This is a genomic window from Pseudoalteromonas sp. SWYJZ98, assembly GCF_015864495.1.
GTDB lineage: Bacteria > Pseudomonadota > Gammaproteobacteria > Enterobacterales > Alteromonadaceae > Pseudoalteromonas > Pseudoalteromonas distincta.
In genome coordinates this window covers 21,322-36,434 of record NZ_JADYXA010000037.1, presented here as the reverse complement: position 1 = coordinate 36,434, position 15,113 = coordinate 21,322, and the positions used below count along the sequence as shown (strand labels likewise).

Sequence of the window (15,113 nt, the reverse complement as noted above, 5' to 3'; positions counted from 1 at the left end):
CCAGTAAGACCTTTACCAGCTTGAAGTTCAGCTAATGCTTTGTTGAAATCGAAAGATTGAGTCATGTGTCACTCCTGTTTTCTTAATAATACTGAAATGACACAGATTTCTAAACACTACCATAATTTATTTTACTCATCACTTAAATCCAATTCAGTTTGTTTCACCTTTTCTTGCGGTATCACTCGTACAACTTTAATAATTTCACATTCTATAGAGGTTGTATGTCGGTGTTTATTGACTTTCTTAGTGGTTTTAATATCAGCTAAAAGACCATCGCCTGGCCACAGTTGTGCATCTTTGTCATGATTTTTCCAGCTTTCAAACCAAACCTCATCAGACATTTTAGCCGAAAATTTTCTAAATTTTCTGCTATTACTTTCTAAATCCCAATTTAGACCAAATACATAAGACGGACGTCGAATAATTACAACCTCTCGACATGGGAAAGTCATTTCTACGTTTTCGAACATCTGGGATGCCGGCCGAGGACAAGAGAACTCATCACTAATATCAACAAACTTCTTTTTCTTCCCAAATTGTGCTTTATCTTCTTCGGAGAGTAGGTTCAATGCGTTATTTATTTTGTGCAGGGCTTCAGCAATTTCGTATAAGTTGATATTTGATTCACAAGTGAATTCATCTAGATCAACTTTATCAGCGGTTATTTGAGAATAAATTTTCTCTGCGAATAATCTAACATCAGATTCAGAGTCAATCTTTTTAGTTATTGCAATTTCTTCTTCAAGGCCTCGATAAATTGCATCGCAGATAGATTTGAAGTTGACACCCCTAACTTTATCAATAACTTTATGTTTGATATCGGCAATTATAGACCCTTTCCTTGTTTCTGAAAGTGCAGAACTAAACTCTATTTTTGTACCAAAGCCAAGCAATATAGACGAGTGTAGTTTATCAAAACCTTCAACGAGTAAACCCATAGAGTTGAATACTCTTTCGGGATTACTTACGTTGCGAGCAAAATCTATTCTAAGAGAGTAACTAGGAGACATTAGGTAATTCCTTTTTTAATGTGTGACTTATACTACTCAATCGATAGATATTTGTCACAGCCAAAATCAGTTAATTATATGGATTCTCTCCCATTGCGACGACCACACAAAAAATTCTTAAATCTAATTCTAGCTGGTGGTAACTCGGCTCCATATGGCAGCAAAGTTGATAAAAGCCTTTGTTGTGATCTTTTTCTTTAAAGTGGGCGAGTTCGTGTACTACTAATGCTTTTAATAATGGCTCCGGAGCGCGCAGTAAATCGCTGTTTATCGCTAAATCGTGCTTACGGGTTTTACCTTGCATGCGGTAAGTATGTGTACCGAGTGCGTTGGTGACCATATCGCCTTGCTTTTTAAATGCTGCGCGCCCAAACGGCGGTGCGTTTTTTAAATACTGTTTTTTAAGCTCGGTTGCGTAGCTATAAAGTAGTTTATCGCTAGTAATGGTATGTGCTTGCGGATACTTTTTAAGTAAGTAGTCACATACCTTGTTGTTATCTATAAGGCTTAATACTTGTTCAACAATGTTAGCTGGGTAGCCGGTAAAGTAACGTGCGTATTCACTCATTATTGTTTCTCTGTCGTTTTACTTTTAAAAAAGTGCTTGCTGGTGGGCTTCTTTTTCGCCAGTAAATGGGTTTAATGCTTTGTGATTATAACCAAGGTCTTTACAAAACTGGCGAGCTAATAACGGCGCTTCTCGGTTATCTGCCGTATGAAAAAACACATACGGTGTTTTACCCTCATCAAGCCATTGTTTTACTTTACCAAGCCACGGTTTATAAAAGGATTTATAGTCGTTTTGTAAATCGGCTATTACAAAGCGCGCCATAGGCTCTGAGCCAGTAGCTATTGCATGTACCGGTAAGTGGGGCTTTTTTTGCTGTGCATCTATTAGTGCTTCGGTTGTTGGTTTTACCGCAAATAAGGCGCGAGTATCCATCGATATACGATTTATGTTGTTTGCCATTAATAACTGATTAAGCGCTATTTCGGCTACACCCTTTTGAAAAAACGCAGTATGACGTACCTCTACACCGTAATTAACCTCTTTTGGTAACAGGCTAATAAATTGGGCGAGTTTGGGTAAGTCACCAAGGCCAAATGCTTTAGGTAATTGCAGCATGATTTGCCCGGTTTTTTCTAAAATAGGGGAGAACAAGTTAAGCCAATCAGTAAGCTCGGTTTGAACATTAGTAAGATGCAGCTCGTGGCTAAAGCGACGATTAAACTTAAACGTAAATTTAAAATCGTCGGGTACGCTGTTTGCCCAGCGCAATACGGTGCTTGGCGATGGGTCAGCGTAAAAGCTGGTATTGCCTTCAACTGAGTTAAAATGCTGGGCGTATTGGTTAAGCATATCGGCGTTTTTACATTGGCTTGAAAATAAATTGCCTTTCCATGCGTTGCTCGACCACTGAGGGCATCCAATATATAACATACAAACTAGCGCCTTATTATAAAGTGGCGATAGTGTAGCAAATAACAAAACGAGCTGCTGTAAATTCAGGGGCAAAAGCGGCACACGCCCTAGCATCTTAATGTTAGTTGAGTATAATGCAGGGCTTAATTTGATTATTTTTAGATTGCTAGCGGCTTTATTTGTATTGTGGTGACCTGTTTTTTAAATCACACGCCTTAAAACAAATAAATATAACCGTTTAAGCCTTTTATCTGACAGGAAAACTATGCGCTCTATATATTGCGGACAGCTAAATAAAACTCACGTAGATCAAGAAGTTGAACTATGTGGCTGGATCAACAAACGACGTGACCTTGGTGGACTTATCTTTGTCGATTTACGCGATAGAGAAGGTTTAGTACAAGTTGTATTCGACTCTGACATTGAAGAGTTAATGAGTTCAGCTAACACACTTCGCCAAGAATTTTGTGTTCAGCTAAAGGGTACTGTACGTGCACGCCCTGATAGCCAAGTAAATAAAGATATGGCAACAGGTGAAATTGAAGTTTTAGGTACTGAGCTTACAATTATTAACCGCTCTGAACCGCTTCCACTTGATTTTAACCAAGTAAACTCAGAAGAGCGTCGTTTAAAATACCGTTACTTAGACCTACGTCGTCTAGAAATGAGTGACCGTATTAAATTACGTGCTAAAGCAAGCAGCTTTGTTCGTCGCTTTTTAGATGAAAACGGCTTTTTAGACATCGAAACACCTGTACTTACTAAAGCAACGCCAGAAGGCGCACGCGATTACTTAGTGCCAAGCCGCGTTCATAAAGGTAGTTTTTACGCTTTACCACAGTCTCCACAGTTATTTAAGCAATTGTTGATGATGTCGGGTTTTGACCGTTACTACCAAATTGTTAAATGTTTCCGTGATGAAGATTTACGTGCCGATCGCCAACCAGAGTTTACCCAAATAGATATAGAGACCTCGTTCATGAGCTCTGATCAAGTACGTGGTATGACTGAAAAAATGATCCGCGAGATGTGGCAAACATTGCTAAACGTTGATTTAGGCGATTTTCCAATCATGCCTTACAGCGAGGCAATGAGTCTTTACGGTTCTGATAAGCCAGATTTACGTAACCCAATGAAATTAGTTGATGTTGCAGATTTAGTTAAAGACGTAGAGTTTAATGTTTTCTCAGGTCCAGCTAACGACGAAAAAGGTCGTGTTGCTGTATTAACTGTACCGGGTGGCGCTAAGCTTTCTCGTAAACAACTTGACGATTACACTAAGTTTATTGGTATTTACGGCGCTAAAGGTATGGCGTGGATGAAAGTAAATGACCACACTGCAGGCGCTGAAGGTGTTCAATCACCAGTGGCTAAGTTTTTAAGCGAAGACGTAATTACTAAATTACTTGAGCGTACTAATGCTCAGTCTGGCGATATCATTTTATTCGGTGCCGATAAGCGCAACACAGTAAATGAAGCAATGGGCGCACTGCGCGTTAAGATTGGTGTTGACTTAGAAATCACTAACCTTAATAGTTGGGCACCACTTTGGGTTGTAGACTTCCCAATGTTTGAAGAAGATGACGAAGGCACATTACATGCTGTGCATCATCCATTCACTGCACCAAAAGATATTACTGCAAGTGAGCTTGAAGCAAATCCAGCTGCGGCTATTTCAGATGCCTACGACATGGTATTGAACGGCTACGAAGTGGGTGGCGGTTCGGTACGTATTCATAATGCAGATATGCAAGAAACTGCATTTAGAATTTTAGGTATTAACGAGCAAGAGCAACAAGACAAGTTTGGTTTTTTACTTGATGCACTTAAATACGGTACACCACCACATGCAGGTTTAGCATTTGGTCTTGACCGTTTAGCAATGCTTTTATGTGGTACCGATAACATTCGTGACGTTATTGCTTTCCCTAAAACAACACAAGCGTCGTGTTTATTAACCAACGCACCAAGCAAACCTAACCTTGATTCGTTAGCTGAGCTTGCAATTAGTGTTGTTGAAAAAGCGATACCTAGCGAAGAGTAATTTTTGTTTAGCTTATTGAGCTAAATTTAAAAACCCTTAAGTTATATGCTTAAGGTTTTTTTTGTGGTTAAATTTGCAGCAGAGTGTATTTTAACCGAACAGACGAAAAAGGAATTATTATGTCGATCAATGCAACCCTATTTGGTGAGTTCTTAGTTTTTTTATTGTGCTGAGTATTCCTATTTTTGCTGTAATTAGCTACAAAATAGGTAAGCGTAAAAGTACTATGCTTGGGGTTTTAGCTTTTGTGGGTGGCTGTTTAGCGCTATTTCCACTATTTGCTTTGATTTTTATTGCAGTGCTTGCGCTTAAAAAAGATTTACCTAAAAATAGCGTCTATGCCCATTAAAAACTAGGATAATAGTGTCAATTTCAAATAATAATCACTACTTCGACGAGCAATTTAATGCTTTGCAGCACGAAGAGCAACTAACTGAAAATTCTGAGTTTGAAGAGTGCACATTTACCGATTGCGACTTTTCAGGCGGGCAGTTTAAAAATTGCCGATTTATACAGTGCAACTTTAAAAACTGTAATTTATCGTCACTTAAATGGAACTACAGCTCGCTTGAAGATGTAAGTTTTAGCCACTGTAAATTAAATAGTCTGCAATGGACTGACGTAGATTGGCCAGCGCTTAGTATTAACGCACCGGTGAGTTTTAATTATTGCGAGCTCAGTAATAGTTCTTTTTTTGAATTAACCCTCAAAGCCCTCAAACTAACACACTGCTTTGCCAAAAATGTTGATTTTAGACATGCAGATTTAAGCGGTAGTGAATTTACAGGAACAGATTTTCGCGATAGTGAGTTTTTTCAAACTAACTTAACAAAATGTGATTTTGTAGGTGCTACAGCATTTAATATAGATTTGAATAATAATATTTTAGCGAATGCTAAGTTTGATCGCTTCGAAGCACTTAATTTACTTACCAGCCTTAATATAGAGCTTTGTGATTAACTGAACACCTAGAAGCGGCAGCTTGGCTGGGCTTCTAGATACTGCGTGACTGCGTAATTAACGGCTAGGGCCATTTTTATTACGTGCACTGGCAAGTTGTCTTGCGATTTCTAATAACGCTGGTGAAATATCTTCAGCGCCATCTTTAATTAGTTTTGTAACATCACCTGATGAAAACAAACCGTCACGTGGTGATTTAATACCTAACTCACGAACAAAATCCTTCGTTTTACCTGTGCTGCCTGTTTCAATAAACTTAAAAATAATACGTTCATTGTTGTTTTTAGCAGGGGTTTTTAGTGTTTCGATTTCGTCATGTATTGCCGTTAGTTTGTTTTCTAAAATTTCTATACGTTCTTGAATGCTATTGTATGATTTCATTTATTGGATCTTTTACTAAATATATTTAAACAATGGAGGCCATTATCGCATAGTTTGACAATAGAGAATGCAAACCTATAAAGTAAAAGTTATTTTTAATTAAAAACAATGATTTATATAAGTTTGAACATGCAAAAAACACTTAAAAAGCTTTTTATGTTAGGCGCACTAGCTCTAAGTACATCAGTTATAAGCACATCAGTAATAGGCGCGACAAGCTATGCAAACGATGGCGTTATAACTGATGAAAGCCGTAATCGCACTATTCCTATCAATATCACACTACCAAGTAACAATGCTAAGTGCACTGAACAAGTAAAATGCCCTGTAGCGTTTATTAACGCAGGTTACGGGATTAGCCATAACGGGTATACGTTTGCCAGTAATGCGTTTAATCAGCGTGGATATTTAACAATAGCCGTTGCACATGAGCTAAAAAGTGACCCTTACTTAAACCGTGAGCAGCCTTACTTAACCACTCGCATGGAAAACTGGCATCGTGGCGTAGTAACGCTTAAGTTTTTAGTTAATGAGCTATCGAGTAAATACCCAGCATACGAATTTACAAAACTCACCTTATTTGGGCACTCAAACGGCGGGGATATTTCCGCATTATATGGCTCTATTTATCCAAACGAAGTTAGCCAAATTATTACGCTCGATCATCGCCGCATGTTGATCCCGCGCAATAAAAACATTCGCGTACTTACTCTACGCGGTAGTGATTACCCAGCTGATGCGAATGTGCTGTTAAACGATTCAGAGCTGGATAAGCTTCCTGTTACACAAACACTAATAGAAAAATCGCGTCATAACGATATGTACGATGGCGGGCCAAAATGGCTGGTGGATAGAATGAGTAAAGAAGTAGAGGGATTTTTAGATAGTAAAAATTAGGTTTATAAAAGTTAAATCACAGCGCAGTGTTACCTGCGCTATATTAATTTCACGGCAGTTATTCTACCAGTTCACTTACAATAACTGGGTTATTGTGTAGTGTTTTATGCACAGGGCATTTGTCGGCTATTTCGAGTAAACGCTGGCGCTGCTCTGGTGTTAAATCACCGATTAAAGTGATTTTACGCGTAATGGCTTCTAGATTACCGGTTTGCTCACAATCGTCGCAATCTTTGTTGTAATCGCGAGTGTGATTAAGCTCTACTTTTATGTGTTCTAGTGGTAAGTTTTTATGTGTAGCGTACATTCGCAGTGTCATTGCAGTACAAGCACCAAGCCCTGCTAATAAATGATGATACGGATCGGGGCCTAAGTTTTTACCGCCTACCTTTATTGGCTCATCGGCAAGCCAAGTATGATCTTTGGTGCTTACGTGCTGAGTAAATACATGATCTTTTTCTTCAACAAGTACATTGCCACCCGTTAGGCTTGCGGCGTATTTTGTTTTGTCATATTTAACGTAGCGATTAGCCCACGTTGCAATAATTTCTGCAGCGTAGTCGGCATCGTTTTTATTAGTAAGTAAGTGATCGGCGTTATCTAGGCTAATAAAACTTTTAGGGTGCTTGGCTGATGCGTAAATTTTTTCGGCTTCGCTAATATTTACAGTTGTATCAATAGGGGAGTGCATTACTAATAATGCGCGCTTAAGCTTACTAATGTGGCTTTTATCGTACTTGGCTATATCGTCAATAAATTGCTTTTTAATGGTAAATTCACGACCAGCTAAGTTTACTTTAGCTTCACCTGCTGCGTTAATTTCATCAAGATGTGCTTCAAAGTTATGCGCTACGTGCTGCGCATCTGACGGTGCACCAATAGTTGTAATGGCCGATACTTCAGGAATGTGCTCAGCAGCAGCAAGTACTGCAGCCCCGCCTAAACTGTGGCCAATGAGTAATTGCGGCGCTGCAAAGTGCTCACGCAGATGATCAGCCGCTGAAACTAAATCTTGAATGTTCGATGAAAAGTTACTGTTAGCAAAGTCGCCATCGCTATTGCCTAAACCGGTAAAGTCAAAACGCAGTACAGCTATGCCTTGTTGCGTAAGTGCACGGCTTATACGTGTGGCTGCTGCTATGTCTTTTCCGCATGTGAAGCAGTGTGCAAATAGCGCGTAAAACTTAACGTCACCAGAGGGAAGTTCAAGTTGGCCGGCAAGTTCTAAATCGCCGCTTTTAAAAGATACTTTTTGTCGCATGGGGAGCCTTATTTACACAAATAAAATACATTATAGTAGTAGACCAGAGATTGTTACTAAACCTTGCAAATTCAACGTTTTTTTATAAGTTGATCTTGATCAAGCTAAGTGGTGGTGGCTATGCTTTGCGGACATATGTCCTTATGTTTTTAAGGTCATTTGTCTATCCTCGCATAGCGCTATAATGAAGGCTTTGCTACTTTATCTTAGCTATTTGCTACTATTGAAGCAGTTCACTTCTCACAACCTATTCACTGGAACGTACAATGCAATTACCTACTGTTGATTATAAAGCTCCCGATGCGGCTGCACAATTTGTTGAATCATTAAGAAATACTGGATTTGGCGTTTTAAAAAACCACCCAATCCCACAGTCTTTAGTTGAGTCTATTTACAAAAATTGGCAAGACTTTTTTAACTCAGAGCAAAAGCAGGACTTTTTATTCTCTAAAGAAACTCAAGACGGTTATTTTCCGCCTTCAGTATCTGAAGTAGCGAAAGGCTTTACAATAAAAGACATTAAAGAGTACTTCCATGTGTACCCTAAAGGTCGCGTTCCTGCAGAGCTTGAAGCTGATGTACGTGAATACTACCGTTTAGCAAGTGAATTTGCTGGTACTTTACTAAGCTGGGTGCAGGCTGAATCTCCAGCTGATGTACGTGCTAAGTTTTCGATTGATTTAAAAGACATGATTGCCGGTTCTGAGCAAACATTGTTACGTATTTTACATTATCCGCCAATGACAGGTGATGAAGAGCCAGGTGCTATTCGCGCAGCAGCTCACGGCGATATTAATTTATTGACTGTATTGCCAGCTTCTAATGAGCCTGGTTTACAAGTTCAAAAAACAGATGGCGGTTGGTTAGACGTGCCATGTGATTTTGGCAGCTTAATTATTAATATTGGCGACATGCTACAAGAAGCGTCGGGCGGGTATTTCCCATCGACAATTCACCGTGTAATTAACCCAACGGGCAAAGCATCTACTAAATCGCGTATATCACTGCCGTTATTTTTACACCCTCATCCAGATGTTGTGCTTTCAGAGCGCTACACGGCAGATAGCTACTTGCAAGAACGTTTACGCGAGTTAGGTGTTAAGTAACTCTTATACTTAGAGTAATTAAGTATAAATATAAAACGGCTTATGGCCGTTTTTTGCATTTTTAAGCAACTTGGTCACAGGTTTAATTTTATTAAGCTATGCTCAATTGCTCGCAACGTAAATAATGGCATGCATTCTTAGCTACTACAGGTATAATGCGCGCAACTGGCTAATGTAGCCTAATTTAAAAGAGAGTTTATATGAGTTTTGAAGGTTTAGGTTTATCACAGTCTTTGGTTAATGCGGTTTTAGAAAAGGGCTATGAAACGCCAACGCCGATTCAGGCTCAAGCAATTCCTGCAATTATTGAACGCCGTGATGTTATGGCGGCAGCGCAAACGGGTACTGGTAAAACAGCAGGTTTTACATTACCACTTATTGAACGTTTGTCTTCTGGCCCTAAAGCTAAAAGTAACCACGTACGTGCACTTATTTTAACGCCTACACGTGAGCTTGCTTTGCAAGTAAGCGAAAACGTTGAAGAGTACGCTAAGCATTCGGATGTGAGCTCGTTTGTAGTTTACGGTGGCGTTAAAATTAACCCACAAATGCAGCGCCTTCGTAAAGGTGTTGATATTTTAGTAGCAACGCCGGGTCGCTTAATTGACTTACATAATCAAAATGCCGTTAAATTTGATAGCGTTGAAGTGCTTGTACTCGATGAAGCTGACCGCATGTTAGACATGGGCTTTATTCACGACATTAAACGCTTAATTGCTAAAATGCCTGCTAAACGTCAAAACTTGATGTTTTCAGCTACGTTTTCAGATGAAATTCGCGCATTAGCAAAAGGGTTAATTAATGACCCAGTTGAAATTTCAGTTGCTGCAAAAAATACCACAGCTAAGAGTGTTACTCAGTGCGTTTACGCGGTAGATAAAACACGTAAAACAGCATTATTAAGTCACTTGATTCGCACTAACGATTGGCAACAAGTGTTAGTGTTTAGCCGTACAAAGCACGGTGCTAACCGCTTAGTTAAACAACTAGAGCGCGATGATATTGTAGGCGCGGCCATCCACGGTAATAAATCACAAGGCGCACGAGTAAAAGCACTTGATGGTTTTAAAAGTGGTGAAGTACGCGTATTAGTAGCAACAGACATTGTTGCACGTGGTTTAGACATTGTTGAATTACCGCATGTTGTTAACTACGACTTACCAAACGTATATGAAGATTACGTTCACCGTATTGGCCGTACAGGCCGTGCTGGTGCATCGGGTCATGCGATTTCGTTTGTAACGGTTGATGATGCTGTTGATTTATACGGTATTGAACGCTTTATTGGTGAGCTTATACCGCGTGCTGAAGAGGACGGTTTTGAGCCTATTAACCCAGTAGCAGAGCGCGCATTAGATGCTCGCCCACTGCCGGCTAAAAAACCTAAGAAAAAGCAGCCTTTTAATAAGCCTAAATCTGATAGCAGCAAGCCTAACAGTAAAAAGCCGAACAATGGTGGTAATGGTACCGGCCCACGCCGTGGTGGTTCTAAAAAGCCAGCAGCTAAAACAGATGACAGCGCGCAAAACCCATGGGCAAAGCGTGAATCTGTTGGCGGTAATGGCCAACGCCGCCGTCGCACAAATAACGATTAATCATTATTAAAGATTATATTGGCGTTTAATTTAGAATTTAGTTAAGTGCTGATACAAAAAAACGCGCACCCTTCGTTTGAATAAATAGAAGTAGCGCGTTTTTTATTGCCTGTAATGTGTTATTAGCTGATTAAATAGTTAACACCTAAACCTACAAATAAAGTCACACTTACGCTAAGTAGTGTACCGAGCATAACGTACTCGGTAAGTTTTTTATCTTTACTGGCACTTAAATCGCCAAACCTAAATACCGATTTTGCGGCAAGTAAAAAACCAAGCCCTGCAAATTGGTCAAGCAATATAAAGCTCAGCATAAGTACGCGCTCCAACATACCAATGCTTTGCCCTGCAAGCACTAAGCTACCAGTACTTGAAAAGTTACTTGTTAAACGCTCTAACATCATTCTTATAAATACGGCGCTGGGACTCAAAATAATTAAATAACCACATACCACCCACAGTATTTTGGGATCAGTGAGTATATTTTTAATTGCAGCCATAAAGCTACTGTTATCAGTTAACCAAATACTGAGCGCAATAATAACGAGTATGTGCGCTATTTGATCTAGTAAAAAAGGCACCACGCCTTTATTAGAATACGATTTAGCTATATCAATAAAATAATGGCTCAACATAATGCTCGCCGTGGTAATTAAAACACTGCTTAGTTGTTGCCACCCAAAGGTGTATTCCCAAACGGTAATAATGAGTGCACTTGTTATACCATGCACTAGTACATGAAAATAAAGCTTACTGGCTTTAAAGTGACGGGTATTTCTGTCGTTTACCCAACTCATAGGTTGCCAGTAAAAATCAGCGAGTAAGTGGCCAATAATAAGCGCGACCAGTAAAAGTGAAAATTCCATTATTCACCTCCTTTAATTATATTTTTTACAACGTTTTGTGTGTGCTTAATAAAGCGCTCTATAAGTTGGTAGTGCGCTAAATTTAGTAGTTTGGTTACATTTTCGCGACTTGTTTTAAGCTCTTTAGCCAGTGCCGCGTGGCTGTTGTCTGGTGATGTTAAATAGACATACAGGGCATTTGCTTGTTTTTGCGTGATTTTAGTGAGCAATACGTCGGCAAAGGCTAAATTAATATTTAAGCTTTCATCGAGCTGCTGCTCGTTAATGCTAAAAACAAAGCGTTGATTACCTATTTTATCAAGGCCTTGCCCCGAAAGCGTAAAAGCAGAACCCGTTGCTGTTTTTATATCGCTGCGTGGGTTATCTATTTGCCCAAGCGCCAAGCTTTGTCGTAGTTCATAACCTGACGATTTAAGGTGTAAATATACAAGTATGGCATTTTTAAAAAGGAGCTCAGGATTGTTAACTTGTAACTGAAAGGCATCGCCTCGGTATATATTCCAAAGGGTTTGCTCACCCGAAATATTTCGCAAACTTTGCTCTAGTTGGTAAAGCATGGCATCGTATTGCTGCTTAGGGATTGTTTGCGATTTAATAATATCGCCGCTGATCACACCAATCATAAAAATCTCAAAATGGTTACTTTTTAACATGTAACCAATATTGGTTACATAAGGGTATGTAACTAATTTAGGTTACTTAAATATAAATTGCAAGGTACACTTATTTTATAACGTTACTTTTATTGCTATTAATCCTCACTAGGACACTAAATGACTTTACAAAACGAGCAGCAAAGCACGAAACCACGGGTCGGTATTTTTGTTGATGTGCAAAATATTTATTACACGTGCCGTGAGAGTTACGGGAAAAATTTTGACTACAATGCGTTTTGGCGAATGATGGAGGCGCAATACAATATTGAGTGTGCTTTTGCGTATGCAATTTATCGAGGAGATGAAAAGCAAAATCAGTTTCAAAATATTTTGCGCGCGATTGGTTTTGAGGTAAAGCTAAAGCCATTTATTCAACGTCGTGATGGTAGTGCTAAAGGCGATTGGGATGTAGGCATAACAATAGACATGTTAGAGCAGGGTAAAAATCTTGATAAGGTTATTTTGCTCTCTGGCGATGGTGACTTTGCCTTGTTACTTGGGCATTTAAAAAATCAATATAATGTACCGTGCGATGTTTACGGTGCTGACCGGTTAACCGCTGAGGTATTAAAACAAAGCGCTGAGCAATTTCATTTAATTGATAATACTTTGCTACTTTAATAGAAAAAATAGTTAAAAAAATGCAAGCTAAGTGCCTGCAACATGAGAGATTTTAATACAAAGCCGTAATAGATGAATTAAGCCTTATATAGGCTTTTTTTATTACTGTAATCAATTGGGTTTGCTAAATGATTATGGTAATTTTAAAGCATAACGAGTTACCAAGGACTTACATGCTTCATTACAGCAACATGCCACTAGATAGAGGCTCAAATTTTCGTAAAGACCCATCGTGGCTTAAAGCGCAAATGTCGGCGCAAAGTAAATGGGTTTTAGTTAAAAATAATCAAACCTTATTTATTAAAGATACCCCTAAAGTAAGCTATTTAACGTATCAACAAGTGGCACATTTAGATTTAACGAGTGCTATTTTTGTTGGTTTAAATAATGCTAAACATGGTGTGTTTGCATTGGATGTTTCTGATCTGGATGAAAGCGTACTTTCGCCTTTAATAGAGGGCGCTCAGTTTTTTGATATTCGCCAATATGGGCCTCAAGTAACTATTAAATATGCCTCAATAGCCGCCCTTGCGAGAGGGTTATGTTATTGGCATGCCACGCACCGTTTTTGTGGGCGCTGTGGTAGTAAAAATCGTTCAGTGGAAGCCGGGCATTCTCGTGTATGTGAAAACGAAAACTGTAAGCATCCTACATTCCCACGCACCGATCCTGCGGTAATTATGGTGGTTACTAAAGTCTTTGCTGATGGAGTAGAACGCTGCTTGTTAGGTCGCCAAGCTGCGTGGCCTATCGGTATGTATTCGTCGCTTGCTGGATTTGTAGACCCAGGGGAAACACTGGAACAAGCTGTTGCACGTGAAGTTAAAGAAGAGGCAGGTATAGAGGTTGATAATGTACGTTATGTAGCATCTCAGCCTTGGCCGTTCCCATCGTCAATTATGCTTGGTTTTTTTGCAGAGGCGACATCTGAGGAAATTAACGTAGATAAAGAAGAGCTAGACGATGCAAAATGGTTTAGCCGTGAAGACTTAGCACAATTTGGTAATTGGCACGAAGAAGGGGAGCATTTAAAGCTGCCTAGGACCGACTCTATCTCTCGTTATTTAATTGAGCATTGGCGCACAAACCCTTAAGGATTAACAATGTCGAGTAAAAGTAATAAAAACACTCAGCTGGTATCATCAGGGCGCAAAAAAGCCTATACACATGGCGTAGTAAACCCCGTTGTACAACGGGCATCTACCATTGTATTTGATACTGTAGCCGATTTAAAAGAAGCAGCTAAAACCCGTGGCGATAAAACGTTATTTTATGGGCGCCGGGGCACAACAACACACTTTGCGCTGCAAGAAGCGATTACAGAACTTGAAGGCGGCGAAGGCTGTGCACTATACCCGTGTGGCGCAGCGGCGATTAGCCAAGTATTTTTATCGTTTTTAAAAACCGGTGATCATATTTTAATGGTTGATAACGTGTACGAACCAACTCGCGATTTTTGCGATAAAATTTTAGTGGGACTGGGCATTACAACAACCTATTACCCGCCAACCATTGGCGCAGGTATTAAAGATTATATTCAGCCAAATACTAAAGTGTTGTTTTTAGAATCTCCAGGTTCTATTACGATGGAAGTGCAAGATGTGCCCGCTATGGTAAAAGTAGCCAATGAGCACAACGTAATGACCATGCTTGATAATACCTACGGTAACGGCTTACATTATCGCCCGTTAGAGCACGGTGTTGATATTAGTATTCAGGCTGCGACGAAATACATTGTTGGCCATTCAGACGTGATGATGGGTGTGGCTGTTGCTAATAAAAAGTACTGGCCAACCTTGCGCGAAAACTCGTACTTACTAGGGCAATGTACCAGTGCCGATGATGCGTATTTAGCGCTTAGAGGCCTGCGTACAATGGGTGTGCGTTTAAATCAACATGAAAAAGCAGCAATAGAAGTAGCTAAATGGCTTGAACAACATGAGCTTGTTGATCATATTCGCCACCCTGTATTTGAAACCTGCCCAGGACATGAGTTTTTTAAACGTGATTTTGATGGCAGTAATGGGCTGTTTTCATTTGTGATGAAAACCGGTAATCAAAAAGCGATTGATGCATTTTTAGATAGCCTTGAGCATATCAAAATGGGCTTTTCGTGGGGCGGCTTTGAAAGTTTAGTAACGGCTAATTTAACTATGAAAGGGCTACGTTCAAATACAGGTTGGGATTTAGGCCCGGTTATTCGCCTGCATATTGGCCTTGAAGATGTTGAAGATTTAATTAGCGATTTAAGCCAAGCACTTGAGGTTTATAAGCAGCATTTATAATTTAT

General features: G+C 39.6%; 15 protein-coding genes and 1 pseudogene. 9 read left to right on the top strand and 7 right to left on the bottom strand.

Annotated features, from left to right (window positions below):
- Positions 1-131 precede the first annotated feature (131 nt).
- The 3 genes from I6F10_RS16325 to I6F10_RS16315 form a co-directional block, all read right to left on the bottom strand.
- The gene (locus tag I6F10_RS16325) at positions 132-1,013 is read right to left on the bottom strand and encodes a hypothetical protein (RefSeq protein WP_182195994.1); all 882 of its coding nucleotides are present in this window, start codon (positions 1,011-1,013) and stop codon (positions 132-134) included.
- 70 nt (positions 1,014-1,083) lie between these two features.
- Entirely contained in the window at positions 1,084-1,581 is a 498-nt protein-coding gene (locus tag I6F10_RS16320) for a M48 metallopeptidase family protein (RefSeq protein WP_182195991.1), read from the bottom strand.
- A gap of 24 nt (positions 1,582-1,605) precedes the next feature.
- Entirely contained in the window at positions 1,606-2,454 is an 849-nt protein-coding gene (locus tag I6F10_RS16315; RefSeq protein WP_197099132.1) for a DUF72 domain-containing protein, read from the bottom strand.
- A gap of 247 nt (positions 2,455-2,701) precedes the next feature.
- Here I6F10_RS16315 and aspS point away from each other — a divergent pair, with 247 nt between their 5' ends.
- From aspS to I6F10_RS16300, 3 genes and pseudogenes are all read left to right on the top strand, one after another.
- A complete protein-coding gene (gene aspS, locus I6F10_RS16310) occupies positions 2,702-4,480 on the top strand; it encodes an aspartate--tRNA ligase (protein WP_149615407.1) in 1,779 nt (592 codons plus the stop codon).
- A gap of 119 nt (positions 4,481-4,599) precedes the next feature.
- Positions 4,600-4,829 (top strand): annotated as a pseudogene (locus I6F10_RS16305) (hypothetical protein).
- A 14-nt stretch (positions 4,830-4,843) separates the two neighbouring features.
- A complete protein-coding gene (locus tag I6F10_RS16300; RefSeq protein ID WP_182738792.1) occupies positions 4,844-5,440 on the top strand; it encodes a pentapeptide repeat-containing protein in 597 nt (198 codons plus the stop codon).
- A gap of 57 nt (positions 5,441-5,497) precedes the next feature.
- On the opposite strand, the gene I6F10_RS16295 is transcribed toward I6F10_RS16300, so the two are convergent.
- Complete coding sequence (locus tag I6F10_RS16295) at positions 5,498-5,821, bottom strand: hypothetical protein (protein ID WP_197099131.1); 324 nt, start codon at positions 5,819-5,821, stop codon at positions 5,498-5,500.
- A 129-nt stretch (positions 5,822-5,950) separates the two neighbouring features.
- Between I6F10_RS16295 and I6F10_RS16290 the strand changes: the two genes are divergently transcribed.
- Complete coding sequence (locus I6F10_RS16290; RefSeq protein WP_197099130.1) at positions 5,951-6,718, top strand: alpha/beta hydrolase; 768 nt, start codon at positions 5,951-5,953, stop codon at positions 6,716-6,718.
- A gap of 58 nt (positions 6,719-6,776) precedes the next feature.
- Here I6F10_RS16290 and I6F10_RS16285 read toward each other — a convergent pair whose 3' ends face one another.
- A complete protein-coding gene (locus tag I6F10_RS16285; RefSeq protein ID WP_197099129.1) occupies positions 6,777-7,979 on the bottom strand; it encodes a bifunctional alpha/beta hydrolase/OsmC family protein in 1,203 nt (400 codons plus the stop codon).
- 266 nt (positions 7,980-8,245) lie between these two features.
- Between I6F10_RS16285 and I6F10_RS16280 the strand changes: the two genes are divergently transcribed.
- Both I6F10_RS16280 and I6F10_RS16275 read left to right on the top strand, forming a co-directional pair.
- Positions 8,246-9,085, top strand: a complete 840-nt coding sequence (locus I6F10_RS16280) for an isopenicillin N synthase family dioxygenase (RefSeq protein ID WP_024599825.1) — start codon at positions 8,246-8,248, stop codon at positions 9,083-9,085.
- Positions 9,086-9,285: 200 nt separating this feature from the next.
- Entirely contained in the window at positions 9,286-10,680 is a 1,395-nt protein-coding gene (locus tag I6F10_RS16275) for a DEAD/DEAH box helicase (protein ID WP_024595752.1), read from the top strand.
- A 122-nt stretch (positions 10,681-10,802) separates the two neighbouring features.
- Here I6F10_RS16275 and I6F10_RS16270 read toward each other — a convergent pair whose 3' ends face one another.
- Together I6F10_RS16270 and I6F10_RS16265 are read right to left on the bottom strand one after the other, a co-directional pair.
- Positions 10,803-11,546, bottom strand: coding sequence for a DUF3307 domain-containing protein (locus tag I6F10_RS16270; RefSeq protein WP_197099128.1), 744 nt, complete (start codon positions 11,544-11,546; stop codon positions 10,803-10,805).
- Entirely contained in the window at positions 11,546-12,169 is a 624-nt protein-coding gene (locus I6F10_RS16265; protein WP_197099134.1) for a hypothetical protein, read from the bottom strand. The genes I6F10_RS16270 and I6F10_RS16265 overlap by 1 nt, the downstream gene beginning before the upstream one ends.
- A gap of 150 nt (positions 12,170-12,319) precedes the next feature.
- On the opposite strand from I6F10_RS16265, the gene I6F10_RS16260 reads away from it, so the two are divergent.
- The 3 genes from I6F10_RS16260 to I6F10_RS16250 all read left to right on the top strand — a co-directional run bounded on the left by I6F10_RS16260 (position 12,320) and on the right by I6F10_RS16250 (position 15,108).
- A complete protein-coding gene (locus I6F10_RS16260; RefSeq protein ID WP_002962844.1) occupies positions 12,320-12,823 on the top strand; it encodes a LabA-like NYN domain-containing protein in 504 nt (167 codons plus the stop codon).
- A 173-nt stretch (positions 12,824-12,996) separates the two neighbouring features.
- Positions 12,997-13,917, top strand: coding sequence for an NAD(+) diphosphatase (nudC, locus tag I6F10_RS16255; protein WP_197099133.1), 921 nt, complete (start codon positions 12,997-12,999; stop codon positions 13,915-13,917).
- A gap of 9 nt (positions 13,918-13,926) precedes the next feature.
- Positions 13,927-15,108: a cystathionine beta-lyase gene (locus I6F10_RS16250; RefSeq protein WP_197099127.1), complete on the top strand. Its 1,182-nt coding sequence runs from the start codon at positions 13,927-13,929 to the stop codon at positions 15,106-15,108.
- Positions 15,109-15,113: the final 5 nt, after the last annotated feature.